A 26,775-nucleotide genomic window follows, 5' to 3' on the forward strand; every position below is an offset into this window, starting at 1 on the left:
TCGGGGGAAATGTTTCTGAGGGGGACGGGGCGACCCGGCCTCAGGACTTCGGCGAGGTCGCCTGACCCGGGATCGCTCGGTCGGTGACCTGGCCTTCGGAGGCCTTGAAGCGGTCGGTGATCCTCTGGGGGAGGACGGCCGGCTCGGTCTTCACGGCGATCCCCGGTCGGATCAATTGCAAGCCGTCGACGATGACCGGGACGCCCGACTCGAGCCCCTTCGAGATGACCCGCAGGCCGTCGAACGTCAGGCCCGCCTCGACGCGTTGGACGGCGACCTTCCCCTTGGGGTCGACGATGTGAACGACCGGGCCGGTGTCGGTCTCCATGACGGCGGGGGCCGGGACGACCACGGCGTTATCCAGATGCTCGACGACCATCTTCAACTTGACGTACTCGCCGGGCAGGAGGGTACCGCCGGGGTTCGGCATCCGGACCTTGGCCAGGAACGTGGAGGTCGTCTCGTCGACGGTATTGTCGATGAAGTAGCAGACCCCGTCCTGGGGATGCTGGGTATTGCCCGAGATCCCGGGGCGCGTCAGTCGGACGGTCAGGCCCTTGCGGACGAGGTTGGTGGTCCGCTCGAGGTCTCGCGAGCTGAGCCGGATGTCGACGCCCATCGGGTCGAGTTGCTGGATCGTCGCGAGCTCGGTGAACGCCCCGCCGCCGCCCGACTCGGGGCCGACGAGGTTGCCGACCTTGACCTTCGCCTCGCCGATCCGCCCCTCGAGCGGGGCGTGCATCCGGCAGTACCCCAGGTTCAACTGGGCGTCGCGGACCATCGCCTTCCCCGCCTCGACCTGGGCTCGGGCCGAGGCGAGCCCGACCTCGTAGTCGGCCTTGGCCTGATCCTGGTTGGCGCGGTCGGCCTCGATCTGGGCTTCCCACTTGCGGCGGTCAGCCTCGGTCTTATCCATGTCCTCGGCCGTGCCGGCGTTGCGGGAGAGGAGCATCCGGCTGCGACGTTCCTGGACCTGGGCGAGGAACAGCTGGGCCCGGTCGAGCGCCACCGCCGCGGCGGTGACCTCGCGGCCCCTCGACTCTTCGGCCTTCTTGAGCGCGGCCTCGGCCTCGGATTGCCTCGCCTGCGCCGACTGGAGGGCGATCTTGTAAGGCTCCTCGTCGATGACCAGGAGGAGCTGCCCCTTCTTGACGAGCGCCCCTTCGGTGAAGTGCCGCTCGCTCAGGAAGCCCCGGACGCGGGCGCGGATCGTTACATCTTCGAGGGCGCGGGTCGTACCGTTCGGCATCACGGTCACGGGCACGCTCATCCGCCTGGCCTCGACGACGCCCACCGTGGGCGGCGGCGGCACCATCGGGGCCGCCGGTTTCTGGCAACCCGCCAGGGCCAGGGCGACGAAGGCCGTCGCCGCCAACGAGCCGAGGCGAATGCGACTCACCCGTTCGGGGGGGTGTCGGTGATCGTGAGTCATGGCATCGATTCCTGATGGATCGCAACTCGGCCGGGGATCCCGGGCGCATCCCCACAACACGCGAGGTGCGCACTCGATCCGCGGCCGTCGGCGGAACCCCGCCGACGCGTCTCGCCCGGCCCTTCGAAGGGCCGAACCCCTTGGCCACACCGTTCTTCCCTTCAGACGATGCGCACCCATCCGCCATCGCGACGGGACGCGAATCGTCCGAACAATCGACTTCGCCGGTTCGTCAACGTCTTCGGCCCGACAGACGTCTCCAAATCTCCATCCGCTCACATTCGCATCTGAGCCGGCACCAAGACGTTGACACCCCAGCCGCCCCATCGGGGCCGAAATCAATCAGGGCGAGAGTCACGAGGCGATTATCTCGCCTCTCTCGTCTCGCCCCTCGAATTGCAACTATGCTAGTTGCGATTAACTCGAAGTCAACCCTCGGTGACACTAGAGAGTCGATCCGCCCCAATCCCTCAACTCACAAACCATTTCATTTTAAGGTGTTACAACCAGCACCCGAAAACCGAGGCTTGCCCATCAAAGTCGATTTGCGCTCGTCTCAGCATGCCGTCGAATTACCGGATCAAGGTGGCAAAAGGAGGATCGGCAACTCGCGATTGCGGAGGGCCGAGAGTTCGATGGCCTCGACGACGACACCATCGAGCATCTCGAGGGCCCGATCGAAATCACCTGGCGACAACGCCCCGGTGGAGAAGCCGAATGGCCGCATCATAAAACTCCATACGTTCGCGTCAACTCATAGATCTGAGGGCTGACGTCCGGGTCGAAACGCATGGAGTCGAGCGACCGCAGGAATTCATGGCCGATCCTGGCGGGCGAGTGACCCGAAGACCACGATACTGGTGTCTTCGGAGGTGAACCTCTCCAGAGCCGCTTCGAGCGATCTGCGCCGTTTCGACGACGACGCGATCGCGGCCAGAATCGCCGGCCGTTCCTTACCCAGCTTCTTCGAAAGCTCCAGGATGGGATCTTCGCTAGCCATGACCGAGAGATGACCTCGAGCGGCTAAAAAATCGGTCGATACCGACGAGGCTCTTCACCAAACGACGCATCGGAATCCACTGTAACTTATCACGTCTCAGGATTCCATCCGGAACCAAAGCAACCAAGACCCCCGTCATCCCCATAACCCCCCCCAATCGGCCAGAAAGCAGCCAAAAAAACTCTCCGCAAACCACAACAATCAATAAATCTTTAAAATCAAAACCTCTCGACCACAATAAAATGAGGATTGGGTTCCTCCCCTGAACGCTTCGCGAAGTGAGTCTGAGGGTCGGCCCGAGATTTGCACCAAAATTCAAGTCATCGAGACAACATCCACGGCTCCCGAGAAGAGACATGACGACTTCTCCGTACAAGAAGCTGCGGGAACTCCTTGAAGACTTCGGCGTCGCGATGCTGGTCACGCGGACCGCTGAGGGAGAGCTTCGGGCGAGGCCGATGGCGCTCGCCGAGGTGGAGGCGGACGGGACCTTGTGGTTCCTCTCGGACCGGCATTCCGGGAAGATCGACGAACTTGCCAAGGACGGGCACGCCCTGGTGACGATGCAGTCCGCGTCCAAATTCGTCTCCCTGAGCGGGACGGCCAGGCCGGTCGAGGATCGCGAGCGAGTGGCTCGGCTCTGGAAGCTGGAATGGAAGGTCTGGTTCCCGGAAGGCGAAGACGACCCGAACATCGTCTTGCTGCGAGTCGACGGCCAGACCGGCGAATACTGGGACAACAGCGGGACGAGCGGGGTCACGTATCTGATCGAGGCGGGCAAGGCGCTCCTGACCGGCTCCCGACCCGAGGTCGGCGAAGACCCCAAGGTCCACGCCAAGGTGACTTTGTAACGCGAGTCGGGGCGGGCGGTGCGAACGCCCCGCGCTCCCGCGGGGCGATTGCGATCTCGGACCCCACTTCGCCATCGACTCTTCGAGCCTCGGCATCGATCCGTGCATCGCGAAGGTCAACGTACGGTCGCGAGCGGCCCATAAAGCTCGGGGCGGCGGAAGCGGTAGAGGTACTCCGGCTCGGCCCTCGCCTCGCGGAGGAGGTCGGCCGAGAGGTCGGTGACCAACATCCCCGCCTCGCCGGTAGGGGCCGTCCAGCCTTCGAGGATCCGGCCGCGGGGGTCGACGACCATCCCTCCGCCCGGGAAGAACTGACGGACCGACGCACAAGTCACCGTGCCGACATAATTGCACGCGACGCCATAAACGCCGTTCTCGATGCAACGGGACCGGAGCGCGGTCCCCGCCCAATCGGCCCACCCTTGGGGCGTCACCGGCGGCGGGTCGGAGGCAAACGGGAAGAGGACGATCTCGGCGTTCTCGATGGCGAGCAGACGGGTCGACTCCGGCATCAAGGTGTCGAAACAGATGTTCGCGCCGATGCGGCCGATCGGCGTCTCGACGACGTCGGGCACGCCGCCGCCGTTGTAAAATGGCATCTCATACATCGGGATGTGCATCTTCCGCCAATGCCCGACGAGGCCGGTCCGATCGACCAGGACCTGCGTGTTGTGGAGGACGTTCCCGGCGTCTTCGAGCAGGCCCGCGGAGATCATCACGTCGTGCTCGCCTGCAATCCGCGCGAGCTGCCGTACACCCGGGCCGTCGAGCGGCTCGGCCATCCGACGGCCGAGCTGCAAAGCCTCGCGGAGCCAGGAGTCATGGTCCCCGGTGGGGTGGTTCGGGATGAAGCCCGAGAGGGACAGCTCCTGGAACAGGACCAGCCGGGCGCCCGAGGAGGCCGCCTTCCCGGCCCACACGGAGATCTTCTCGAGGTTCTCCGCCTGGCGTCCGGGCTGGGTATCGACGGCCACCGCGGCAATCCGCACGTCTTTGAGCATACGATCATCTCGCGATTGAACCGGCCGACGCACCGATCCGTCCGGGATGGTGATCGCCGGGCCATTCTATCGTGCGACACCGAAAGCCGCATCGCGGGGCCATCCAGGTCCGGCCCGTTGGCCCTCGTTGGTGATTCACCACAAAGGCACAAAGAGACAAAGCGAGCCCAGAGGAAGCTCGAGAGGGATTCCTTCTTGCGGAATACGCCCTTGGTACCTTGGTACCTTGGGGCCCTTGTGGTGCAGAGCTCTCCCGGCGAAGGCTCGGTGGGGTTCGGCGAGGGGTGTCGACATTTCCGACAAAGAAAAGCGTATCAGGAACCGCGCCGGCGCCCATGATGGTGAATGGAAGGGGCCCCGAGCACCTTGGGGCCGAAGACCTGAGGGGTGTCACGGCCATGAAGAAGGCTCTCGACGAGATCAGTCGCGTGTTCTCCGCGGGACCGCTCGCGGGCCTCTCGGACGTGCAGCTCCTGGAACGGTTCGCCGACCGAGGCGATGGCGAAGCGTTCGCGGCGATCGTGGCGCGACACGGGGCCATGGTCCTGTCCGTCTGCCGGTCGGCCCTCGGACCCAACGACGCCTCCGACGCCGAGGACGCGTTCCAGGCCACGTTCCTCGTGCTGGTGCGCCGGGCCGGCTCGTTCCCCTTGCAGGGTTCGTTGTCGGGGTGGCTCTACCGAGTGGCGAGGCGCGTCGCGCGTCAGGCCCGGATCGAGGCGTCGCGACGGCGGAGGCGAGAGCGGGTCGCGGCGGGCGCGGGGGCGGACGCATGTTCACACGACCCCGCCCTCGACGAGTTCCGCCGCCTGGTCCAGCAAGAGCTGGCCCTCCTGCCCGAACGATATCGGATGCCGATCCTGCTATGCGACCTCCACGGCCTGACCCGCGACCAGGCGGCCGAGGCGATCGGCTGTCCTCCGGGCACGGTCGCGGGGAGGCTCGCCCGCGCCAGGGAGCAACTCCGCGACCGGCTCTCCCGACGCGGGGTCCAGCTCATGCCGGCGTGGCCCGCTACCCTCTCGACGCCGTCCGAGGATCTGTCACGACTCTTCCGGCGCGCGATCGACGTCGCAAGCTCGGCCGCCCATGGAGCGGCTGGCGCCCACACGGCCGCCGCGCGACTGGCAGAGAAGGCCTCGCGCGGCCTGCTCGGGGCAAGGCTCCCGGTGGCGTTGGCGGCCCTGATCACGCTCGGGGCCGCCACGGGGACCACCGTCCTCGGATTCCGGGCCGAGGGCCCTCCAAAAAACAATCCACCGAAAGCGCCGACGGCCAAGCCCGATGCCCCTCGGGCCCGGATTGAGCGGCAGTCGGCGATCGACCCCGACGACCCCGCCACGGCCGGACTCTTCGCCGGCAAGGTCGTCGACGGCGAGGGCAAGCCGCTCGACGGCGTGAAGGTCTACATCCTCCCCTGGACCGAATCACGCCGGAGCCCAGTCCCCTCCGATCCGGGGGCCGTACGGGCCGTAACCGAAATGGGCGGCCAGTTCCGGTTCTCGGCCAACGACCTGACGTTCACCGCGATCGACGGCCTGCCCGCGCGTCGGCCCGGCCTCTTGATGGTCGCCGCCGAAGGCTACGGGCCGGACTGGATGAAGACCTGGGGGCAGGGGGGCTCGACGTTCATCTCCCACTTCGACCCGACCCGGGGGGCCGACATGACCATGACGCTCCCGCGCGACGACGTGCCGATCCGAGGCCGGATCCTCGGCCCCGACGGTCGACCCCTTGCCGGCGCCACCGTCGAGCTGACCGGCCTCGACGTCCCCTGGAAGAAAGACCTGAACGCCCACCTGGAGAGGCTGAAGAGGCCCCTGGGATTGTTCGGCTCGATCAACTACGACCGGAGCCTCAGCACGCCCAGCGTACTGCCCGGTGTGGCGACCAAGGCGAAGACCGACGCCGACGGCCGATTCCGCCTCGGGGGACTGGGTCGTGAGCGGCTCGCCCACTTGAGCATCCAGGGGCCGGGCGTCGTCGAACGGTCGATCGTCGTGATGACCCGCGAGACGACGGACTTCCATACCGGGGTCCCGGGGACTCGCGACGAGGACGCCGTCCATGGGGCCAGCTTTACGCTCTCGATGGAGCGTAGCCGGACGGTGACGGGCGTCGTGCGAGACAAGACGTCGGGCGAGCCACTCCCTGACGTCTGGGTCGGCCCCGGATTGAGGACGATCTCGGCCCTCGAGACGGGCGACGCCCTGAACGTCACCGATGCGCGAGGCCGCTTCGCCCTCGAGGGGAACTCGGCGGATCTCAAGGAGTTCCATTACGGCAGGCTCCTGGAGTTGGGTCGATTTCAATCGGAAAACATCGTGCTGGCCGTCCCGAAGCCGGGCCAACCCTATTTCCTGGCCAAGGGCCGAGTGAATGACGCGGGCGAAGCCGTCGTGGAATGCCCCCGGGGGATCCCGTTCCACCTGACGATCGATGACGAGACGGGCCGTCCGGTCGAGGCCGAGGTCACGTATTCGGCGGTCGCACCGAATCCGTCCTTCAGCAGGGTGGTCGAATACGTCCAGGCCCAGGCCGGGTCGCCCCTCTCGAGGGCCGCTCGACAGGCCGACGGCTCCTACCGAGGCGTGGCGCTTCCGGGACCGGGTGTCATCCTGGTGGAGACGCCCCGAAGGGCGGGCTATCGCCCGGCGCACGTCGACCCTAAGTCCTTCTTCGCGCCGGGAAAGATGGACTGGACTCCTGAGGAGCGGGCGTCCCACTACGGCAACCACGACTGGCTTTTCGTCAGCACGTTCTATGGAGGCGCATGGGTCGACCAACACGGGTATGCCTCGATCCTCCTCGTCAACCCGCCTGAGAATTCTGGTCCGTTGGAGCTCACGACCACGGTCGTCATCGACAAACCCCGATCGGTCACCCTGCTCGATCCAGAAGGCCGGCCCGTCGTCGGCGCGAAGGCGACCGGGCTGGACGAGCCAGCCCGGGGACGACAGCCCTTGCTCCGCGCGGCGACCATCCCGATCACGGGCCTCCACCCCGACCGAGCCCGCCGGATCACGTTCACCAAGGACGACCGCACGCTCATCGGCCTCCTGATCGCCCGAGGCGACGGCGAGGCCCCTTACACCGTCCGGATGGTCCCGTGGGCCAGCGTCACCGGTCGGGTCGTGGACGCACAAGGCCGGCCGCAACCGAATGCCTCGATTACGTCGGACACGGAGCGAGACTCCGCGGCCCGCGACAATCCCGAGGTCGGTGTCTTCCCGGGAGTCACCACCGACCAACACGGTCGCTTCCGCGCCGAGGGGCTCGTCCCCGGCCTATCTTACGGCGCCACGCTGTACCTGGGGGTCGGCCTCCCCAGCGGACCTGCCTTCGAGGGCTTGAAATTCACCCCTGGCGAGGTCCGCGACCTGGGCGACCTGCGGCTCGGCAGGCCGGTCAACGCCGACAAGGCCGCGATCGACGCGAACCCACCGCCCCCGGGACCCCGATAACGCAGGCCGTCGCATCCCTACCCCCAGCAACCTGTCCCGGGAATCCAGGATCGAGGTCGCACTTCTGCCACGGATGGAACTCGGATAACACGAAGAAGGAGACCCATCAACAGATAACGCAGATTTTCGAACTCAAAAAAAATTGACGATTGATCATATTTTATTGAATTTGCAATCCGTGCCTATCTGCGTCATCTGTTGAAAAATCCTCCGATCTCTCGCTTTAACCGTGCCTTACAAGTGGCGACGACCATTCCCGAACCGACGTACTGGTCCGGGTCAGGCGCAACACCACTCTCGACTCGAATGGCCCCGTCGCTTGGCTGTCCCGGCGAACAGTCATGTGTTACGGTCCATCCTCCCAGCGTGAGCTTGAGGTCATCACAGCCTGACAGGCAATCGGTCACGGCACCAATGACGCGAAGGGGCACCGTTGCAAACTCGTACATCGATTGCGACTCTGATGGTCGTGGTGCTCTTGCTCGCCATCGGGTTTGCAGGCCTCCGTACCGCCTCGGCCCTCTGGGCGAGTGCTCTTTTCACGTTCACCTTAACCTTGTTCACCGCCGCTCTACTCGGGGTGGCCACGAGCCGGGGCCGTTCCCGGATGACCTTTCTTGGTTTCAGCATCTTCGGATGGGCCTATCTCTTGACGACGTTCTGGCTCTGGCCCGTGCCTAACGGCGTGACGGCCCCGCCCTTCTTGACCAAGGCGTTGCTGGACGCCGTACAGCCCTCCTCGAACACTCCTACGGTCATGACGATCGATCGCGGCCCGGCCGGAGAGATGAGCACCGAACCGCCGCCGATGGTGCCGACGACCGTACCCGGCACCAGGAACGTCGTAACGACGGCGCCCTACACCGGGCGGGTGGTCAATCTGCACCACTATCGTCGAATTGGCCACATCCTCGCGGCAATCCTCTTCGGCCTCCTAGGTAGCCTGCTTGGCCGCACTTTTTACGCGTTGGGTGAGGCGAGCGACGGACAACATCCGAATGGGGAGCGAAAGACAGGTCGGGTGCGATGAGATCGTCAGATGATTGCGCAAAAATTATGCCTCGCGTCTCTGCTCGAGGTCGTGACCTGCATCCCGAGGCATGGACCACCGGATTTGCCACAATTTGCTATTGCGATTCCAAATATCTCCGAAAACCAAATCGGTTAAAATCAACTCTTGCCAATTTCGAGGGGCTGCGCGGTCTCGGCCCGGTCGAATCGCTCGCGAGCACTCAGCACTTCGGCACGAGTCCGCTCCGCCCAGCTCACCAGCCCGACGAGCGGTTCCAGCATCGATTCGCCGAGCGGCGACAGCCGGTACTCGACCGACGGCGGCTTGGTAGGGAACACGTGCCGGGTCACGAGGCCGTCCCGCTCCAGCCCGCGCAGCGACTGCGTCAGCATCTTCCGGGAAATGTCGGGGATGAGCCGGAGCAATGCGGCGAATCGGCGTGGCTCCTGCGCGAGCGCCACGATGATCAGGGCGGTCCAGCGGTCGCCGATCCGGTCGAAAGCGTCGCGCGCCGGGCACTGTTCCGGGTCGAGCTCATCCTGGGTCCAGGTGTCGAAACGAGTCGACAGGGCCTTCCGGACGCACTCGGGGCGGTCTCCTTCGGGTAACCTTGTCACGAATTCCTGCCTCCTTGAGGGCTTCGGGGGTGGTCCCTATCCTTCACCAGGTTACCAAAAGAGACCTGGTTAGGGAGACCGCTCATGCCCCGCATTCTCGTGACCGCCGCCAAAGGCCAACTTGGCAGGCTCGTCGTCGCCAAGTTGATCGAGTCGACGCCTGCCGCCCAGGTCGTCGCCGCCGTCCGTAACCTCGAGAACGCCAATGAACTCTCGGCACTCGGGGTCGAGGTCCGCGAGGCAGACTATGACCGGCCCGAGACCCTTGAACCGGCCCTGGCGGGTATCGACCGGGTCCTTCTGATCTCGAGCAGCGAGGTTGGCCGCCGCGTCCCCCAGCACCGCAATGTGATCGAGGCCGCCAAACGTGCCGGTGTGGAACTCCTGGCCTACACGAGCGTGTTACGCGCCAACACGACAGAATTGCTCCTGGGCGTCGAGCACCGCGACACCGAAGTGATCTTGCAGGCGTCCGGCGTCCCGTTCGTGTTCTTGCGGAACGGCTGGTACACCGAGAACAGGGCCGCGTTTCTTCCCTTGGCCTTGGAGCATGGCCAACTCCCCGGTTGCGCCGGCGGGGGGCAATTCTCCTGGGCCGCTCGGGCCGACTATGCCGACGCGGCGGCCGTCGTGATGACCACCGAAGGGCATGCCGGTCGCATCTACGAGCTTGCGGGAGACGAGGGACACACCCTGTCCGATTTCGCCGCCGAAGTCGCCCGTCAGACGGGCCAACCGCTTGCGTACCGGGACATGTCCGAGGCGGACTATCGGGCCTTGCTCGTCGGGGCGGGAATCCCCGAAAACTTCGCGGAACTGCTGGCCGACAGCGACGCGGTCGCCTCTCGGGGCGGCCTATTCGACGAGACCCGGCAGATGAGCCACCTCATCGGGCGGCCGACGACGCCCCTCTCGGAGGTGGTCGCTGAGCGAATCAGGGCCTGATGCCCGTCAAGCCTTGATTCGGGATGTGCCGTGGCCGCATTCGTTGTCAACAGACGCACAGGACCGCACGGACGTCCCCCCGAGAGGTGGGGGACTCCTGCCTCACTCTTCCTGCGGGAGCCGCGGGCAAAGAGTGCCCCACCCACCGACGATCGGCCTGAGAGGCATCCCCGGCACCCCCTTCGCCGATTGCGACGGTTTCACGATCGGCCGGCCCTCGAACGTGGGTAGGAATCCCCTCGCAGAACCATCGCCTTCGCTCGAAGGGTCGGGGATGCTCATCTCTCGAAGAATGACTGTTGAAATCGCAGTCCATCCAGAATCTGCTGTACCCGAGCATTGGATAGCGATCCGATTCGTTCGCCCAGGCCGGACTTCTGAATCGTTAAGAGCTGACCGACGACCACAACGCTCGGCCTGGTGAGGTTGGCTTCGCCGGCGTCGAGCAGGACATTCCCCGGCTCGCTCGACCGGCGAAGATTCGACGTAATCCCGCACACGATCACGGTCGTGAGCCGCGAATCGTTGAAGAGATCCTCCTGGACGACCACGTGGGGATGAGGGTGATTCAGGGTAAGACCTCCTGCATCTCCCGGTCCTACCCAGAAGATGTCACCCCGGTTGATCCTCATTGGGCCACTCTCCATGGCTCGTCAGCTCCACCTGCCCGGGGCTTCGAGCAATTCGTCCGGTTCCCTCTCGATCTCACGCAGCCACCCCGAGACGTTGTCGGACGTCGACGCATCAAACGCGAAGAGCAGGTTGGGCTCGGGTTTCGATACCGGCTCTCCCGTCGATGCTCTTCGGATGTTGGCTTCGCGGTCGGACGCCTCGTCTTGACCGGTGGTGGAGCCCTCGATCAAGTCGCCGAGGGCGGCGCCAAACATGCCCTCACCCCGAGGACCGCCTGGAGCCAGCGATTCGACTTAACGTGGCGATCTCACTTCATCCTGTGCTTCAGCCGTCGCCCGATTTTGCACGAAGCTTGGCGATTCGTTTTACCCACGACTGGCACGCATTCTCTCGGATGATCGGTGCCTTGCATTTCATTCCAAGTGGCCGTCTATCGAAGCCGTTGAGTTAGATTATGGGCTCGGATAACATCACGACCAACAGCACTGCGGCGTGAATCTGTTCGTACGCTATCAGGATTGTCACGTAGCATAATCCGAGCTGGGACTCGATCCGATTTCGTGACACGTGGTCGAGTCGAGTTTAAGCATGGGAGGTGCATCCATTTCATGATCGCCCGATACAATCGAAAGAGCCTACAGTTTGGCATCCCCGGCCTGATCCTTCAATTTGTCGTCTCGTTCACCTTATCCGTGATCTCCCCGGAACAGACAAGCTTGCAACGAGGGAGTATCCTCGTCGGCACGATCCTGTTGTTCATCGGCCTGGGGTATTACGCCATCGCGAAGGGCCGCAGGCCATCGAGGTGCCTGCTGGGGCTCTTGTCGGTGTTCGGCTTTATCATCCTGGGACAGCTCGAGGACAAGACGTTGAAACGCATTGATGGCTAGGATGGACCATGAGAGCATCCGGACCATCGACCGAGGCCTCGCCTCGAATCCGAACCGCTCGAGCCTCCCTGGCGATCGGACGGCTCGCGTCCTTGCCAACAGTCGCGCTCCTGCTCACTATCCTGGCAAGGTTCTTGCCCGCGGTTGCCGGGCTCGTGGACCGACTCCCCGACCCGCTACGGCTCGTTCTGACGCTCGTGTCCGGGCTCGGCTTCCTTTCTCTTCGACTCGGCCCAGCCACAGGCCTTCTCGCCCTGCTCCTAGGCTTTTACGGACGACGCGTGGCGAATCCGCTTCCGGGGCGTCTCGGGTATCGCGAGGCGGTCGTCGGCGGCTCTTTGGGACTGCTCTCACCCTGCCCGTCACGGCCCTGCTATTCCTCGCCTGGGGGCTTGGTTTCCGACAGTGAAGGGATGCCGAAGTCAGCGACGAAGTTCGCCAGGACACAACATATAGGATCAGAAACATGAGGATAGGCGAGTTGTTTCGGGATCTCGAGCCCGTTCGGAGGAAGCCATCATGCGAATCGCTTGGAAGATGGCGCTGACGCTGATCCTCGTCACGATCATCGCCTTCTGCGGCTTCGGATTCCTCGCCAGCTTCGAGCCTCCCGGATTCCCCGCAGTCCGCTGGCTCTACGGATCGGCTTCCGTAGCCTGCACGATAGGCATTTTTCCCATATGGCGTCATTATCTCAGAATACTTTAAACACGATAAGTTCGACGACCTCCTGTGAAAATCGAGCCACTCGTCATCCCACACTGGAGGCTTCCTGATGGAGTCGGAAGAGCTTGCGATGCAACTCTGGGGCTGGGCCATGGGTTTTGGCGTCACGGCCGTCGTCGTCCCATTGATCGTGGCTCGGTTCAACTCCAGATGGGGAGCGGGGGTTGCTGTCGCACTCTCAACGGTGGCAACCGCCCTGGAATACGTCTCCAATGGGTATATGCCGAGGCGCGTGGATATTCGAGCCGACATCGTGCTCATCGGGCCGTTATTGCTCATCGCGTGGGGCAGTTGCCTCTCGCTCCTGGTCTCGGCCGCGTTCCGAAAGGCACCGAACAAACCCTGAATCCTCGAGAGGACGTGAGCCCCAGGATTGTGGAGGAGATGTTCTCCTCGCTGTCCCCTGGAACCCACATCCGTTGAGGCTGCCCATCCCAGACCAATCGTCAAAGCTTGGGAACAGAAGCGAGACTCGCCCGTCACTCCCACTGCCTGGCTTCTTTGTAGAACTCGCGCATGGTCAGGACGATCCGCTTCTTCTCGTTGAGGGCGACGAAGAGGATCAACAGGATCCCGAGGCCGAGCATGATGGCCCACTTGGCGATCACATGCTCGGCGCCCATGCGCCCGAGTTGGTAGACGACATCGAGGACGAACCCGACGAGGCCGAGCCAGAGGAACGACTGGATCCGGAGCCCGATGCCGACGAAGATCCCGACCAGGGAGAACGAGAGGAGGGTCAGCCAGGCGCCGAAGCTCTGGAATTGCCAGATCGGCATGGCGAGCGAGACGTACGCCAGGGTGAGGCCGAGCCCTCGGATCGTGTTCACGGTCGAGCGGTCGAGCTCGCGGCGATTGACCTCGGCGAAGAGGATCGCCGAGAAGCCGACCGGGATGAGGAAGAACTGCGGGTGGTCGGCGAACCGCCAGCCGACGCGCGACCAGAATAGCCAGAGGAGCGCATTGAAGAGGACGGCCGACGCAAAACCGAGCGACCGCCACCGCTGCGTATAGCCGGCCACGCCGTAGAAGGTGGCCGTCGCGAAGAAGGCGAAGAGGTTGACCTCGTCGAAGCGGCCGTTGATGACGGAGAGCGCGTGGGGGAGCAGGGGGAGGATCAGCGACATATAAAGGGTCGGCCGCGCGTAGAGCCCCAGCCGGAGGCGTTGGAGGACCTCGGCGAGGCCCAGGTCGAGATACCCGAAGGTGAGCAGGACCAAGGCGTCGGTCTCGGGACTCGCGTGCTGGAACTGGCGTTCGACGATGTAGGCGCCGAGCAGCGTCGCCTGGGCGAAGTAGACCAGCCACTCCGCCTGCCAACGCCGGGCGAGCGAGATGTCGAAGACGGCGACGGCGAGGAGGATGCCGACCGCCATGAGCCCGGACGACCCCGCGACGTCTCCCCCGGTGAAGGACAGGAGGAATGCGGCTTGGGCCGCGACGACGGATCCCGCCAGGCAAATCCGCTCGAGGGCGAGCACGACCCGGCCTCGCCGTTCGACGCCTCGCGACTTCAGGCCGATGGTCGTCCCTCGCAGCCAGGTCGTCAGGGCCCAGAGGGAGAAGACCCCGACGATCCCCCCCAGCGCGAGCACGAGGGCATTGGGCAGGGGGCTCGCGACATGCACCGAAAGGACACACGCCGATAGCCAGGCCAGGCCGGTCGCGTAGCCCGACTCGACCCGGTGCCGCACGACCGACAGGAACGCAAATGCGAGGGAGGCCGCGACCAAGGTAACGAGCGTCGTCGGCCCGAACGAACCCGCGGTGAACAGCACCGCGACCACCGCCAGGACGAACCCGCCCCTCGACAGGAACCTGGCGAATTCGGCCGACCGGTTGACCCCGACCTCGGCCCCTTCCGCCTGTGCTGGGCGCATGCTTAAAACAACACTTGCGAACGCAAGGGCGACCGTGGTGATCGGGAAATAGTCCGCCGAGGCGACATGGAGCAAGCCCAACGCCGGCGACGGCGACACCCCGAGCCACCAGAGGCCGAGCACGAGGAGGACGTAGAGGAACCGCAGCCCGTTCGGGATCTCATCATTCGACTCGGCCTCGGCCGTGACGAAGACGCCCGCGAGCAGCAAGGCCAGCAGGATGCAGGTCCAGTCCGCGATCGAGCCGATCGCGACGAGCGGAGACGAATCGAAGACGGTGGTGACGGTCGTCGACAGCACGACCACCCCGGCCGAAACGGCGGCGAGTCCGAAGAAGAGCTTCGACCAGAGCTCGACCGACTGGTCGTATCCGCCTCGAGCGATCCCGAACGTCCGGCAGAGGGCCGGCTCTCCCTTCGCGAGCCCTCGAGAAATGGCGAGCCAGGCATTTGCCGTGACCATGCTCGCCAGGATCCAGGCCGACGGGGTGTTGAGCCATGCCGAGGCCGTCAACGCGAGCCCGGTGGACGTCAAGGCGACCGAGGCGTGGACCCAGGGGAGCGTGGGATAGGGCTTGAGCATCAACAGGCAGAAGAACGCCAGGGCAAATGGGACCCCCGCGCGGACCACCCAGGCCCCGGCGTGCCATGAGCTCGCGTCGTACCAGCGGAACGCCGCGAGAATCGCCGCGAGAGTCGCCGTGTTGAAGAAGGGGATGTCCCACGCCGATTCGGGCAAGGCGAGCCGTTTGCGAAGTCCGACGATGTGGCGACGTGTGAGGAGACCAATCCCCCAGAGGACGTACGCGCCCAGGAGCGCCGAGCCCATCAACCAATCGGCCGGGAGGGGCTTGAGGACGCCGAACCAGAGGGCCGTCGCGAACGAGCCGAGCGAAGCATAGAGCCAGCCGGGGGCGGGGAGGTTCTTGACCATCAGGAGGAACGAGACGCCCACCAGCGTCATCGAGACCGGCGACGCGTGCGCCGGGAGGACGGCGAAGACGGTCAGGAAGAACGACCAGACGAACAGGGGGAAGGCGTAGAGCCGCTCCCAGTCCTCGCGGGGACGCCAGGGGACGAACTGCGCGACCGCCCAGAAGCTCAGGGCCTCCACGACCGCGACCAGGCCGAGGACGTAGGCCTTGTCGGGCGAGGGAGTCCCGACGCTGAAGAGGGCCAGATAGGTCGCCGAGACGAGGGAGGCGACCGCCGCGAAGGTCAAGGCCGAGCGTCGCCAGGTCGTCGTGTGGAGCAGGAGGACCACTCCGTTGAGCAGGAGCGCGAGGGACGCCGTCGGGAAGGCGGTGCGGGCGTGGAGCCTCCCCTCGATCGCGGTCACGAAGACGAGCGACGCGAGCGAGAACGACCCGAGAAAGCAGGGGACGGCGTAAAACTCGTCATTCCAACGTCGCCGACAGGCCGTCCCGACGCCCCAGAGGAGGGCCGCCGCGACGGCGGAGACCAGGGAGATCCACCCCATGCCGAGGGCGACGTCGTCCCAACCGACCCGCCAGGAGCTCAGCACGTAGGCCGAGGCGACCGCCAGGCCGATCCCGAGCCCGACGAGTCGGCCTTCTCGACGGAACCTCGACAACCACAGCAAGACCGATGCGCCAAGGGCGTAGGCCAGGGCGACCGGCGGCAGGCTCGAACCGAGGCCGGAGGTCGCCAGGGCGACGGCGACCACGACCAGGACGCCAACGGAGTCCGGCATCGCGGTCGTGAACAGCGTCGATCGGGTCGAGGTCCGTCCTCGCGTCCATTCCGTCAACGTCAGGAGGCCGAGAGCGCAGCCCCCGACGGCGACGCCGATACTCGAGTTCGCGAGCGTATCCGGGCCGTTCGCAAGCTCCAGCGCACACAGGAAGGCCCCGACGACCCCCGTGACCGCGAGGTGAACCACCGCCCCCCTCGGCAGTTCGACGGCGATCAGGCCGCAGAGAATCCCGGCGAGGAGGAACGCCGACATCGACATCAACGAGACGGGATCGGGAGGGATCGTGGCGACCGTGGCCGCGACGATCGCCGCGACGGCCGCCACGAGCGCCGAGCGGGCCAGCGGCAGGTAGAACGACCGGTCCGTTGCGCGTTGCCAGAGGATCGTCCTCACGACCCAGAAGAGGGCGCCGAGGTCGGCGATCCCCAGGGCCCTCGCCGGGAGCGTCAGGCCCGGGATCATGATCGAGCCGAAGACGAGGGCACCCGAGAGGGCCGCACACGCGAGGTAGATCACGACCGGCTGCACGAAGAGCCAGGCCGCGACCGAGTACAGGACCGCGTAGCTCCCCATGCACAGGACCGCCGCCTTCGGCTCGAATCCGCTCAGGACGCACGCGGCGATGGAGAAGGGGACTCCGATGTAATGGCAGTGCCTCGCCAGCCGATCGTCGCGCCAGCGTTTGGAGAAAAGGAGGGACAGGAGGGCAAGGACCGCGTTGAACACGAGGCCGTTCAGCGACTTGAACGCCACCGGGAGCTTCTGCTCGTACCCGAGCGCCTGCCGAGCCACTTCCTCGACGGCCCGCAGGAGGTCGACGACGAAGTAGAACGCGCCGAAGTAGCCGAAGAACAGGGCGCCGAAGGTGAAGTAGAGGTAAGCGGGTTGGCGATAGGCGCGGAGCATCGCCGCGTAGAGCCCGAGGCCGAGCAGGGCGGTCGCCAGGGCGTTGCCGCTGAACAAGGGAGACGGCCCCGGCGGCCTGGCCAGGGCCAGGGCGAAGGCCAGGGCCGAGAGGACGACGCCGCCGAACCGGATCGAGAGGGTCCGGCCCGGGTCCTTCTCGAACCGGAAAAGATGGTGGGCGGTGTGGACGCAGGCGATCGCCGCGATCATCACCGGCACCGAGAAGAGCGCGGGGGCCAATTGGAGCACGACCCCGGCGCGGATCGAGCCGGAGAGCAGGGCGAACGCGAGGAGGCCGAGGGCGAGCGGGGCGAACTCGCGGTGCTCTTCGTCCGACTCGCCTCGATAGCGAGTATTGAGCCACCAGACCGACCCGAGGAACGCCCAGGGGGCCAGGAGGAACGCCGCAAAGCCTCGCTCGAAGGGGACACCCCAGGTCGTCGCCGCGTCGAAGCCGCTGATTCCGACGAGCGCAATCGCGAGGAAGTTGGCCCCCGACCCAAGGCCGAGTGCCCCGACCACCATCCGGGTCAACAGGCCGAGGGCCGCCGCGTCGAGTAACAATAACCCCAGCCTCGACACCGTGGGATCGGTCAGCAGTCGCGTCTCGCCCACGAGCATGAAATTGACCGGGACGACGATCAGGGTCGTGAGGAGCATCATCCGCCCCGCGCGTTCGGCCCCCCAACGCGTCAGCCCGGCGCCGAAGGCGGCGAACATCGCCGTGTAGACCAGCGCGAGGGTGCACTTGCCGATCGGCGACCAGAGTTTGGGGCCGAGCAACAGGTGGGCACCGACCGTCGAGCTGACGACGATCAGGAGCACCGCCATGCACAGGATCAACTTCTGCCAGTGGTCCTGGAGGAACTCGCCCGCGACGCTCGACCACGACAACCGTGGCTCCAAAGGTTCGGGCGTCGGGACGGGCGGATCGACGACGGCAGGGCGCGAGGCCTCGGGGGCCTTGCGCCTCGCCTCGAGGTCGCGCACCCACTTCGGCCAGACCTCGCTCTCGGGCTGCATCCGGCAGAGCCGACCGTAAATCACGAGGCTCTCTTCGACGTGGCCGAGGCGCTGGAGCGCGAAGGCGCTCAGGACCAGGGCGTCGATGTGGTTGGGTTGACGATCGAGGAGGGCTTCGCAGAGGCGGATGACCCGGTCGTCGTCCCCGCGCTGGAGGGCGGCATTCGCCTCGGCCAACTCGCTGGCCGCCGCACCAGGCCCCGCCTGGCGAACGGCGATCTCCTCGACCCTGGCCAGGAGTTCGGGAAAGCGGTCGCCTGCCTCGGCTCCGAGCGTCCTCGCCTCGTCGAGCCGCTTCAGACGCTTCAAGAGGTCGAATGAGAGGATCCAGCCCTCGGAGTTCGCAGGGTCGAGGGCCCGGGCATGTCCCGCCCAGGCCAACGCCTCGACGGGCTTCCAGTTCATGAGTTGCCGAGCGTTCGCCATCGCCGCACGATAGCGACCGGCGCGTTCGATCTCGTCCCGACGGGCGTTCGACTCGGCGACAACGGTCGCGTGCGCCTCGCCCGAGATCAGCCCCCTGGTGCGCATCGCATCGATTCGCCCGAGGAAGTAGGCGATCGACGCCAACTCCTCACGCTCTTGAGGTGTCGACTGCGGGGGGATTTTCGTTGTGTCGCTCAAGGGCGAGGCTCCGTCGCGCAAAAGGTCGGCGAACCAAAGACTCCGTCCGCCAAACGATTACTGTCCAAACGGCCCCGGAGCGTGCCACGTGACGACGTGGTTTCGCGGAAATCGGTAGAGCTTCGGCTGATGGTGCGTGAGGGAGCGTGACCGAGGTGGCCGGGTCGGAGCGTAGCCACGCCGCGGATCGTCAAGAAGGTCAGGGCGTCGCTGTGTTCCGATCCGGCCGCTCTTCATGCATCCGTGTCGACCGGCCTGCCCGTCTCGACCCTGAACGCGGTCGCATCCGGCAAGACGGATTTCTCTAAGCGGGTCCGGGAGGCCCTGGCGAAGCGGTTCGCCATGCACCCGTCGTCGTTCGTGTGAGACCCTCGGGAGCCGGCAGGATAGCGGGCAAGAGCTGACGGAGGTTAATCACGAGGAGGCGTGCCTGGCGCCAACCAGGCCCGCCTCCTCGTTACTTCTCGCCACCTCGCGAGGTGCGGAGACCGCCGCAAAAGGAGATGCAAAGCAAGAGGCCATGCCAACGACGTACCCGGAGCCAGCCGAGGCGATTTACGAGCTTCCGGAGTCAGAAGGCCAACGTTCCCAAGCCCCGGGCACACATGACTCGACCGAGCCGACGATGTGACGGGCCGCGTTTGAACCAGACCGGCCGTCACACGGAAGCACCCCCGTTGAGGTTCGCCACTCGACGCTGGTCAGGCGGGCTGCCAGCTCCTCGAGACGAGACCGGCTTGTTGCCAGGAATCGCCCGACCAGCCGACCCGTCCTCAACACCTTTAGCCGCGCCTACCAGGTCTCCGCGATCGGACCCGGTCACCAGAGGATCGAGGACATCTCGCGCGCCACCGTCGCCTTATCCTCTCGGACCTTTTCGAATCCGAATATAGTGATCCGTCAAGGTTGTATGGAGGTGAGGCAGCTCGACCTTTGGCATGTGGCAGTTGAGGCAATCTTTGGTGGGGTTGACCCGGCAGCTTTTCTGAGACGTGGTCGTCGGGGAGTGGCACCCGAGGCACTTGGCTTCGAAGACGCTGGCGGAGCCTTCGTCGTCGCGATGGGGGTCGTGGCAGGTGAGGCAGCTCATGGTCCCCGCGCTCTCGGTATAGCACCGGCTCGCGGTGAACGTCACCCCAGGGGCTCGAACGTATTGCGGGTCGTCCGGCGTGTCGAGGATCTGCTCGGGGACGCCGACGATGTGACAATCGGCGCACTGCGTGACGACCGAGGACGCGGACGACGTCCCCGCGTTGACGATCCCCTTGTCGGGGAAACCGGCCTTGAGCGCGGCGACGTGGTTCCCGCCGGGACCGTGGCAACGTTCGCAGCCGATCGCGGTATCGGCGGCCTCGGGGCCGATTCCCTCTTCGGGTGGGGGTGACCGGAAGTCGCGAGACCGGGTTACGTGGCAATACAAGCACCGGACGACCCCATCGCGGACGCTCACCCGCTCGCCGCGAAGGTCTTCGAGCGGGTTGGGGTCGGGGAGGTCGCCCGAGGTCCGGTCCCAACCGAGGCCGTCCTTGCCGTGGTAGAAGGAGAGGCGCGGCGAGCGGGCCGTCTTGTCCTCATCCTTCCCCACCATCGTCACGTAGCGGTCTCGGGTGCCGAAGGCGAACTCCATGAGGGCGTCGTACGTGTGATCGGCGGTCTTCGTCTGCACGCGGATCTGCGCGCCGTCCCGCCGGAACGTGTGGGTGACACCGGGGACGTCCGGGTCGGCGAGCGACCGGTCCGGGATCGGCAAGTCGCGCAGCCCTGCACCGTGGTGGAACGTCCTCGCGTGTCGGGTCCCGGCGTGCTCTCGACTCTCCTTGGGGTGGCAGGACGCGCACGACGCCTCGCCCAGGTAGGGGGCGGGCTCGAAGGTGATCGGGTTGTCGGCCCGGTAGGTTCCGGACTGTTTGCCTTCCGCCAAGGCCTCGGCCGGACGACCTTGCTGAAGATAGGCCCGGCTCAAGAGCCAGTGGACCTCGAGCGACGTCGTCGACTCCGTATGATCAGAAGCCCCCGAGAGCGGGGCGAGGGCCTTGGCGGCCTCGTCGGGACGGTGGAGTCGGAGCAGGTTGCGGGCAAGGAGAAGCCGGTACTCCAAGACTGGGAGCGAGGCCCCTTTGGCCGACGGATCGGCGGTGAAGCCTCTCCGGACCTCGTCCACGACCCCCTTCGGGTCGTCGAGGAGGGAGGCGACTTCCGCCGACAGGAAGGAGCCTCGGGCTTCCCAGCCCGGGAGCTTCGCGAGTCGTTTCGAAGCGTCCGCGGCCCGGTCGAGCCGTTGCAAACGGATGGCAAGTCGAGCGAACTGGTCGAGCAATTCGGGGTGCTCGGGTGCGAGCTTGACCCCCTTGGTCCAGACCTCGAAGGCCGGCTCTAACTGGTTGCGGCGGAAAAGGAGGCCGCCGAGGAGGAGGTAGTCTTCGCCCTCCATTTGGTCGACCTTGAGCCGGTTGTTGTAGATCATCCAGGCGGAGTCGTCGCGACCGAGCCGGGAGAGCGACCGGGCGTAGGTCTTGAGGATCTCCGGGCTGCCGTCGTTCGAACGGAGCTGGGCTCGGGCGAGGTCGGCGGCCCCTTGCCAGTCGCCTCGGCGATATGCGAGGGCGGCCCTCTCCCGGTCGGTCGACAGCCAGGGGACCCGGTCGAGGATCCCGAGTGGCGAGCCGCCAAGCCACAGCAAAGCCATGCCGGCGATCCCGACCAGGGCGACGGAGCCGAGGATCCACCATCGCCGACGGTTTCCGCGTGTTCCTGGGGCAGACATCAGCGTCACCAGCCGTCGGACGAGGGAATTGCCTCCGGCGACCACCCGCCGCGAAGGTCTCGAAGGGTTATCAAGGAAGGCCGAGCCCCGCCCAGGCGTCCCATTGTCGCGTGACGACCGGCCCGAGGAGAAGGGGGCTGCGTCTCCGGTCCGGATCCATTCGGCAGTGAAACGAGATGAACGCCGGGCGCCGCTGTAGGCAGCTCCCGACGTTCACGGTCATGCGTCTCTCTTTCGGATCGACCGCCCGATCGAGTCGATCGGACGGCCTTCGGGGATGACGTTTTGGCCAGGGCTCAATACGCGTCGGAGCTGACGACTTCGCCGCCGTTGCGGGTCGAGATGGCCTGGTAGATGGTCATCGGGGCGACCAGCGTGTAGGTGTTCGCGGCCCCGACGGAGATGTTGATCGCGAAGGGCTGCACCGAGCCCGCGGCCGTGCCCTGCTGCGGTTGCTGGATGGTGTCCTTGATGAACCGGACCGAGCCGTCGACGAACGAGAAGTTGGCACCACCGGGGTGGTAGCTCGAGGCCGCGCAGAAGTAGTCGCTGCCGGTGTTGATGGCCGAGCCGGTGCCTTCATTCGGCGACTTGTTGAACGGGTTCATCGGGTAGGACGAGGTGAACATCGAGTCGCAGTAGTTGCCCGAGTTCCACCAGCCCCAGCCACCGTTATTCGTCTTGCCCCAGGCGTACTCGCCCAGCGCCATCGTGTTGCTGGTACCGTCGGTGACGTCGGCGATCTTGACGTTGCTGTAGAAGAAGAACATCCCGTTCGCCTGCGACTTCTGCGTGCCGAAGTTGTACGACGTGCAGTTCGGGTCGGCATAGCGGCCCGGCGAGAACCAGGTGCCGGAGTTGCCGTGATAGCTCGACATCCGCTCGCCCCAGGTGAAGCAGGAGAAGTTGAGCTGGGAGACGAGGCCGTCGCTGGGGCACCAAAGGGCCGGCATGCCGGCGATCTGGCCCGTCGAATTCTGGATGTTCTGGAAGTGGATCGAGAAGTTCATCGAGTTGTAGACGTTCGCCTGCTCGCAGAACGGCAGCAGCGCCACGAAGATGCTGTGCTCGTGGCCACCGCTGCACACGGTCCCGCCGGGGTTGCCCGGGGGGGGCATCAGGAACGAGCCCATCGGGAAGCAGCCGTTGCCGCTCTCGTAGTTGGCGAGGCCCAGGCCGAGTTGCTTCAAGTTGTTGACGCACTGGACGCGGCGAGCGGCTTCGCGGGCGGCCTGGACGGCGGGGAGGAGCAACGCGATGAGGACCGCGATGATGGCGATGACGACGAGGAGTTCGATGAGCGTGAAACCTCGTGACAATCCCTGACGCTCTGTCTTGCTAACCACGTGAAGGACTCCGGAAACGAGAAAGTTTGGTCAAGAACCGCGCGAGAGATTCGTGACACCTCACGAGCCTTCGATTCGAATCCGATCCGGACCGACGGCACCCTGAGATCGTGAAGCGTAGGGGGATGGATGATTCCGAGGGAAGATGGAGGACCGACCACACCGAGAGCCTCGGACAATCCGGCCTTACCGCTTCGCCCGAGACTTGGCCTTTCCTTTGGGGGGGGCGCCGAACATCTCCTTCTGGATCTCGTCCTTGGACTTCTTCACCTCGGGCATGGAGTTCACCTCGGACGAACACCCGGGCAACCCCATCAGCGAGAACGCAACAACGAGCGAAAAACTTGACGCAACGCCCAGCAAAGTACGCGGCTTCTTCATGGAAACTCAGTCCCGGGGATTCACGACGAGCAATCCGGCCTGGTGGGCCGACGGGCTTTCTCGGAGAGCGATTCGTCAGGACACGTAATGATCCAGGGATGCGGTGTCGGCGGGGGGTGTCCGTCGAAATCGTTGTCGTTGCGGCTGGCCGCCGAGGGCGTACCACGGTTTGGGAATCAACGGGGCAGGGTCGCCTGAAAAACGTCTATTCGACCGCACGCGGGAGGATTCGGAGCAGGGGGAGCAAATGATCACAGTCGATCGTCATCTGAACCGAAATCGTGAGTCGCCGAGTACCTTTTCAACTGACTTTATCGAGATGACCTTGTGGCGTCCTTCGAGAAACGCCGCTCAGTCCTAAACCTTTCGTGCAATACACCTTGGGTCTTCCGCAAGCTGACATAAGGTGCCGAACCAACCATTCCCTCTCGCGATTCACGTCCGTCTTAAAGCACACTCTTCGTGCCATGTTGACGTGGTCGTTATTTCACGACGATTTCTTGAAAGCTCTAGATCGTGACGATTGTGACACGACTTTGGGCCTGTTTTGCTGCCGATTCTGAGTTGACACCAACTCCCGGACCGCCAGCAACCTCACTTCTCGTCGAGGACGCCGCTTTCGGGCAAGAACTAACAATCTTTAACGCGGAGTCCCGTTTCGTAAACATCATAGCGTACGAATACCACAACAGCAAGAAACCTTGCGCCAACCTTAATCGTGCCCCCGATGCATTGTGAGCACAATATGACACGAGCAATGTCGTGAGATCGACCGCCAAGGGGAGACGGCGGCACTTCGGCCCGATTTGGGGGGTCGGAAAATCCTGACACACTCCCGAGGCGGGGTCGGTTAGAATCGCGGAGTGCGCCCGACGAGGCCCGGGGAGGCTGGATCGATGTCGTCAGACGGCGAGGGGTCGGTCTCGCGCTGGATCGGCGAGCTCAAGGCGGGGGACGTCGCGGCCGTCCAGCCGCTCTGGGAACGGTACTTTGCCCAGCTCGTCCGGCTCGCCCGGGCAAAACTGCGGGCGACCCGGCGGCCGGGCGTGGTCGAGGACGAGGAGGACGCGGCCCTGAGCGCCTTCAACAGCTTCTGCGCCGGGGCGGCGCTGGGGCGGTTCCCCCTGCTCAGCGACCGCGACGACCTCTGGCGACTCCTGGTCGTGATCACGGCCCGCAAGGCCTGCGCCCAGGTCCAGCGCCGGACCCGCCAGAAGCGAGGCGGAGGCCAGCTCCTCCTGGACGAGGCCGCCCTGCCGGGGGCCTCGAGCGACGTACGGCCCGTCGGGCTCGACGTCCTCATCGGCGCCGAGCCGACCCCGGAGTTCTCGGCGATGGTCGCCGAGGAATACCGACGGCTCCTCGACCTCCTCGACGACGACGCCCTCCGCCAGGTCGCCGTGGATCGGATGGAAGGGTATACCAACGACGAGATCGCCGACCGGCTCGGCTGCGCCCGAAGGACCGTGGCCCGTCGGCTCGACCTGATCCGGAGGATCTGGGCGGCGGAGGATACGCCTTGATCGTCGACGCCGACCGTCCCGGTAGCGAAGGGCCGTCCGAGCTGGCGCGGGCCAGGCGCATCAACACGGCCTGCGAGACGTTCGAGGCCGACTGGCGGGCCGGACGACGTCCCATCATCGAGGACGTCGTCGCGACCGTCCCGGAGGACACACGAGCGGGGCTCCTCGCCGAGCTGATCGTCCTGGAGCATGAACTGCTCGTCGGGCGAGGCGAGGTGCCCGACGCTCGCGACTACCTCGCGAGGTTTCCGGGCCACGCCGGACTCATCGAAGGCCTTTGCCTCGCGCCGCCCGACACCGACCCCGACCCGGGGCTCGAGCCGACCGTGGTCTATCCCCAAGGGCCGCGAGGGTGCCCACCCCCTCCCGAATCGCTGCCGAGCTTCGGCGACTACGAGCTGCTCGAGGAGCTCGCGCGTGGTGGGATGGGCGTGGTCTACAAGGCCAGGCAGAAGCGTCTGAAGCGAATCGTCGCCCTCAAGATGATCCTCTCGGGGCAGTTCGCCTCGGCGAGCGATCGGGAGCGTTTCCACCAGGAGGCCGAGCTCGCGGCCAACCTCGACCACCCGCACATCGTCCCGATTTACGAAGTCGGCGAACACGAAGGGAACCATTACTTCAGCATGAAGCTGATGGACGGCGGCAGCCTGGCGCGTCGGGTCCGGCGCGATTCGGCCGACCCGCAAGCCGCGGCCAGGCTCCTGGTCACGGTCGCCCGGGCCGTCGAGCACGCCCACCAGCAAGGGTTCCTGCACTGCGACCTGAAGCCTGGGAACATCCTCCTGGATTCCCAAGGGGCCCCGCACGTCACCGACTTCGGCCTCGCCCGACGGTTCCGAGACGATAGTGCCCTGACGGTTTCAGGCGCCGTGCTGGGGACGCCGAGCTACATGGCCCCCGAGCAGGCGTCGGGGCGTCGTCAGGAGCTCACCCCGGCGGCCGACGTGTACGGCCTCGGCGCGATCCTCTACGAGCTCCTCACGGCACGCCCCCCGTTCCGGGCCCCGACGTTGATGGAGACCGTCGTCCAGGTCCTCGAGCTCGAGCCGCAGCCGCCGAGCCAGGTCCGGCCCGGGGTCCCCGGCGAGCTCGAGGAGATCTGCCTGAAATGCCTGGAGAAGTCCCCCAAGGACCGCTACCCCTCGGCCGCGGCCCTGGCCGACAACCTCGAGCGCTACCTGCGGGGCGAGGACGTCGAGGGGACGGGCCTCCGGAGACGCCTCCGACGCTGGACGCGCCGCGAGCCCGAGCTCGTCTCCAGGCTCGGTGGGCTGGCCGTCATGGCCTTGCTCACGCAGTTCAACCACATGAACACCGTCAACCCGAGCGTCGAGATCCACGTCAAGGTCATGCTCAGCCTGGGCCTCTGGGCGACGGCATCCGTCGGCTTCCAGGTGTGCCTACGCCGAGGCTGGAAGGCCGACGTGGTCCGGCTCCTCTGGGCGGCCACCGACGTCGCCCTGGTCACGCAGATCCTGCGGATCCTCGACGGGTTCCAGAGCAGCCTCCTCGTCGGTTACCCCCTGCTGATCGCCGCCTCGGGCCTCTGGTTCCGCGTCCGCCTCGTCTGGTTCACCACCGCCCTGGCCGAGCTCGGCTATGGGCTCCTCTACCTCGACCACCTGCGACAGACGCAACACGCCCAGAACCTGGCCCAGTACCCCAACATCTTCATGGCCGCCCTCGCCGTCACCGGCTTCGTCGTGGCCCGGCAGGTCAAGCGGATCTGGGCCCTCAGCACCTACTACGAGCTCCGACCTCCCGCCTAAGACGGGCAGCCGAAGTCCCGCGCGATCGAGGCGGCCCGACCACGGAGTCGACCACTCAGCGACACACCCGTGTCCATGATCGGCGTCATTTGAAGGGAGATAGATACCCTTTTTTGCAAACGCGTAGGGACTCGCGTTTTTCGTAACATTCCGCAAAATCAGTACATCCCGCCATGGAATCGCGGCGTACTTGCCCGGAAAGCTTGCTCGACTCGGTAAAATAGGGAAGATTTAATCTAGGCTCCCGGCGCGTAATCCGTACATCGGCTCGC

Annotated in this window: 20 protein-coding genes; 9 read left to right on the forward strand and 11 right to left on the reverse strand. The window is 65.5% G+C overall.

Features of this window, described 5'->3' with window-relative positions; all coding sequences use genetic code 11:
- Positions 1–40: 40 nt before the first annotated feature.
- From ACYOEI_RS07855 to ACYOEI_RS07865, 3 genes are all read right to left on the reverse strand, one after another.
- On the reverse strand, positions 41–1,432 hold the full coding sequence (locus ACYOEI_RS07855; protein WP_462848829.1) for an efflux RND transporter periplasmic adaptor subunit: 1,392 nt from the start codon (positions 1,430–1,432) through the stop codon (positions 41–43).
- Positions 1,433–2,012: 580 nt separating this feature from the next.
- The gene (locus ACYOEI_RS07860; protein ID WP_462848830.1) at positions 2,013–2,162 is read right to left on the reverse strand and encodes a hypothetical protein; all 150 of its coding nucleotides are present in this window, start codon (positions 2,160–2,162) and stop codon (positions 2,013–2,015) included.
- An 84-nt stretch (positions 2,163–2,246) separates the two neighbouring features.
- A complete protein-coding gene (locus ACYOEI_RS07865; RefSeq protein ID WP_462848831.1) occupies positions 2,247–2,432 on the reverse strand; it encodes a hypothetical protein in 186 nt (61 codons plus the stop codon).
- A 356-nt stretch (positions 2,433–2,788) separates the two neighbouring features.
- Here ACYOEI_RS07865 and ACYOEI_RS07870 point away from each other — a divergent pair, with 356 nt between their 5' ends.
- Positions 2,789–3,283: a pyridoxamine 5'-phosphate oxidase family protein gene (locus ACYOEI_RS07870; protein ID WP_462848832.1), complete on the forward strand. Its 495-nt coding sequence runs from the start codon at positions 2,789–2,791 to the stop codon at positions 3,281–3,283.
- Positions 3,284–3,399: 116 nt separating this feature from the next.
- Here ACYOEI_RS07870 and ACYOEI_RS07875 read toward each other — a convergent pair whose 3' ends face one another.
- The gene (locus ACYOEI_RS07875) at positions 3,400–4,284 is read right to left on the reverse strand and encodes a carbon-nitrogen hydrolase family protein (protein ID WP_462848833.1); all 885 of its coding nucleotides are present in this window, start codon (positions 4,282–4,284) and stop codon (positions 3,400–3,402) included.
- Between the two features lie 398 nt (positions 4,285–4,682).
- On the opposite strand from ACYOEI_RS07875, the gene ACYOEI_RS07880 reads away from it, so the two are divergent.
- The gene (locus ACYOEI_RS07880) at positions 4,683–7,748 is read left to right on the forward strand and encodes a sigma-70 family RNA polymerase sigma factor (RefSeq protein WP_462848834.1); all 3,066 of its coding nucleotides are present in this window, start codon (positions 4,683–4,685) and stop codon (positions 7,746–7,748) included.
- A 433-nt stretch (positions 7,749–8,181) separates the two neighbouring features.
- Positions 8,182–8,778, forward strand: a complete 597-nt coding sequence (locus ACYOEI_RS07885; protein ID WP_462848836.1) for a hypothetical protein — start codon at positions 8,182–8,184, stop codon at positions 8,776–8,778.
- A 140-nt stretch (positions 8,779–8,918) separates the two neighbouring features.
- Here the strand turns inward: ACYOEI_RS07885 and ACYOEI_RS07890 are convergent, their stop codons facing one another.
- Positions 8,919–9,377 carry a winged helix-turn-helix transcriptional regulator gene (locus tag ACYOEI_RS07890; RefSeq protein WP_462848837.1) on the reverse strand — a complete coding sequence of 153 codons (459 nt, stop codon included), beginning with the start codon at positions 9,375–9,377 and terminating at the stop codon, positions 8,919–8,921.
- An 84-nt stretch (positions 9,378–9,461) separates the two neighbouring features.
- Between ACYOEI_RS07890 and ACYOEI_RS07895 the strand changes: the two genes are divergently transcribed.
- Entirely contained in the window at positions 9,462–10,322 is an 861-nt protein-coding gene (locus tag ACYOEI_RS07895; RefSeq protein ID WP_462848838.1) for an SDR family oxidoreductase, read from the forward strand.
- A 278-nt stretch (positions 10,323–10,600) separates the two neighbouring features.
- Here ACYOEI_RS07895 and ACYOEI_RS07900 read toward each other — a convergent pair whose 3' ends face one another.
- Both ACYOEI_RS07900 and ACYOEI_RS07905 read right to left on the reverse strand, forming a co-directional pair.
- Complete coding sequence (locus ACYOEI_RS07900) at positions 10,601–10,954, reverse strand: type II toxin-antitoxin system PemK/MazF family toxin (protein ID WP_462848840.1); 354 nt, start codon at positions 10,952–10,954, stop codon at positions 10,601–10,603.
- A 21-nt stretch (positions 10,955–10,975) separates the two neighbouring features.
- Positions 10,976–11,209, reverse strand: coding sequence for a hypothetical protein (locus tag ACYOEI_RS07905; RefSeq protein WP_462848841.1), 234 nt, complete (start codon positions 11,207–11,209; stop codon positions 10,976–10,978).
- Positions 11,210–11,563: 354 nt separating this feature from the next.
- Here ACYOEI_RS07905 and ACYOEI_RS07910 point away from each other — a divergent pair, with 354 nt between their 5' ends.
- The 3 genes from ACYOEI_RS07910 (at position 11,564) to ACYOEI_RS07920 (ending at position 12,917) form a co-directional block, all read left to right on the forward strand.
- Entirely contained in the window at positions 11,564–11,845 is a 282-nt protein-coding gene (locus ACYOEI_RS07910) for a hypothetical protein (protein WP_462848843.1), read from the forward strand.
- Between the two features lie 519 nt (positions 11,846–12,364).
- Positions 12,365–12,553 (forward strand): hypothetical protein, encoded by a 189-nt coding sequence (locus ACYOEI_RS07915; protein WP_462848844.1) that lies wholly within the window; start codon positions 12,365–12,367, stop codon positions 12,551–12,553.
- A 67-nt stretch (positions 12,554–12,620) separates the two neighbouring features.
- Positions 12,621–12,917, forward strand: coding sequence for a hypothetical protein (locus ACYOEI_RS07920; protein ID WP_462848845.1), 297 nt, complete (start codon positions 12,621–12,623; stop codon positions 12,915–12,917).
- A gap of 133 nt (positions 12,918–13,050) precedes the next feature.
- On the opposite strand, the gene ACYOEI_RS07925 is transcribed toward ACYOEI_RS07920, so the two are convergent.
- The 4 genes from ACYOEI_RS07925 to ACYOEI_RS07940 all read right to left on the reverse strand — a co-directional run bounded on the left by ACYOEI_RS07925 (position 13,051) and on the right by ACYOEI_RS07940 (position 23,211).
- Positions 13,051–18,720: a tetratricopeptide repeat protein gene (locus ACYOEI_RS07925; RefSeq protein WP_462848846.1), complete on the reverse strand. Its 5,670-nt coding sequence runs from the start codon at positions 18,718–18,720 to the stop codon at positions 13,051–13,053.
- A gap of 859 nt (positions 18,721–19,579) precedes the next feature.
- Entirely contained in the window at positions 19,580–21,406 is a 1,827-nt protein-coding gene (locus tag ACYOEI_RS07930) for a hypothetical protein (protein WP_462848847.1), read from the reverse strand.
- Between the two features lie 374 nt (positions 21,407–21,780).
- On the reverse strand, positions 21,781–22,830 hold the full coding sequence (locus ACYOEI_RS07935; RefSeq protein WP_462848848.1) for a DUF1559 family PulG-like putative transporter: 1,050 nt from the start codon (positions 22,828–22,830) through the stop codon (positions 21,781–21,783).
- Between the two features lie 186 nt (positions 22,831–23,016).
- Positions 23,017–23,211 (reverse strand): hypothetical protein, encoded by a 195-nt coding sequence (locus tag ACYOEI_RS07940; RefSeq protein ID WP_462848849.1) that lies wholly within the window; start codon positions 23,209–23,211, stop codon positions 23,017–23,019.
- Positions 23,212–24,107: 896 nt separating this feature from the next.
- On the opposite strand from ACYOEI_RS07940, the gene ACYOEI_RS07945 reads away from it, so the two are divergent.
- Both ACYOEI_RS07945 and ACYOEI_RS07950 read left to right on the forward strand, forming a co-directional pair.
- The gene (locus tag ACYOEI_RS07945) at positions 24,108–24,734 is read left to right on the forward strand and encodes an ECF-type sigma factor (protein WP_462848850.1); all 627 of its coding nucleotides are present in this window, start codon (positions 24,108–24,110) and stop codon (positions 24,732–24,734) included.
- Positions 24,731–26,503, forward strand: coding sequence for a serine/threonine-protein kinase (locus ACYOEI_RS07950; protein ID WP_462848852.1), 1,773 nt, complete (start codon positions 24,731–24,733; stop codon positions 26,501–26,503). Before ACYOEI_RS07945 ends, ACYOEI_RS07950 begins: the two co-directional genes overlap by 4 nt.
- Positions 26,504–26,775: the final 272 nt, after the last annotated feature.

The organism is Singulisphaera rosea, assembly GCF_054877945.1.

Excerpts from the sequence above, each read along its gene's own strand:
- ACYOEI_RS07880 (WP_462848834.1), top strand. The coding sequence starts at position 4,683 with ATGAAGAAGGCTCTCGACGAGATCAGTCGCGTGTTCTCCGCGGGACCG.
- ACYOEI_RS07910 (WP_462848843.1), top strand. The coding sequence starts at position 11,564 with ATGATCGCCCGATACAATCGAAAGAGCCTACAGTTTGGCATCCCCGGC.
- ACYOEI_RS07940 (WP_462848849.1), bottom strand. The coding sequence starts at position 23,211 with ATGAAGAAGCCGCGTACTTTGCTGGGCGTTGCGTCAAGTTTTTCGCTC.
- ACYOEI_RS07905 (WP_462848841.1), bottom strand. The coding sequence starts at position 11,209 with ATGTTTGGCGCCGCCCTCGGCGACTTGATCGAGGGCTCCACCACCGGT.
- ACYOEI_RS07920 (WP_462848845.1), top strand. The coding sequence starts at position 12,621 with ATGGAGTCGGAAGAGCTTGCGATGCAACTCTGGGGCTGGGCCATGGGT.
- ACYOEI_RS07930 (WP_462848847.1), bottom strand. The coding sequence starts at position 21,406 with ATGGCTTTGCTGTGGCTTGGCGGCTCGCCACTCGGGATCCTCGACCGG.
- ACYOEI_RS07875 (WP_462848833.1), bottom strand. The coding sequence starts at position 4,284 with ATGCTCAAAGACGTGCGGATTGCCGCGGTGGCCGTCGATACCCAGCCC.
- ACYOEI_RS07855 (WP_462848829.1), bottom strand. The coding sequence starts at position 1,432 with ATGACTCACGATCACCGACACCCCCCCGAACGGGTGAGTCGCATTCGC.
- ACYOEI_RS07870 (WP_462848832.1), top strand. The coding sequence starts at position 2,789 with ATGACGACTTCTCCGTACAAGAAGCTGCGGGAACTCCTTGAAGACTTC.
- ACYOEI_RS07895 (WP_462848838.1), top strand. The coding sequence starts at position 9,462 with ATGCCCCGCATTCTCGTGACCGCCGCCAAAGGCCAACTTGGCAGGCTC.
- ACYOEI_RS07945 (WP_462848850.1), top strand. The coding sequence starts at position 24,108 with ATGTCGTCAGACGGCGAGGGGTCGGTCTCGCGCTGGATCGGCGAGCTC.
- ACYOEI_RS07900 (WP_462848840.1), bottom strand. The coding sequence starts at position 10,954 with ATGAGGATCAACCGGGGTGACATCTTCTGGGTAGGACCGGGAGATGCA.
- ACYOEI_RS07865 (WP_462848831.1), bottom strand. The coding sequence starts at position 2,432 with ATGGCTAGCGAAGATCCCATCCTGGAGCTTTCGAAGAAGCTGGGTAAG.
- ACYOEI_RS07915 (WP_462848844.1), top strand. The coding sequence starts at position 12,365 with ATGCGAATCGCTTGGAAGATGGCGCTGACGCTGATCCTCGTCACGATC.
- ACYOEI_RS07860 (WP_462848830.1), bottom strand. The coding sequence starts at position 2,162 with ATGATGCGGCCATTCGGCTTCTCCACCGGGGCGTTGTCGCCAGGTGAT.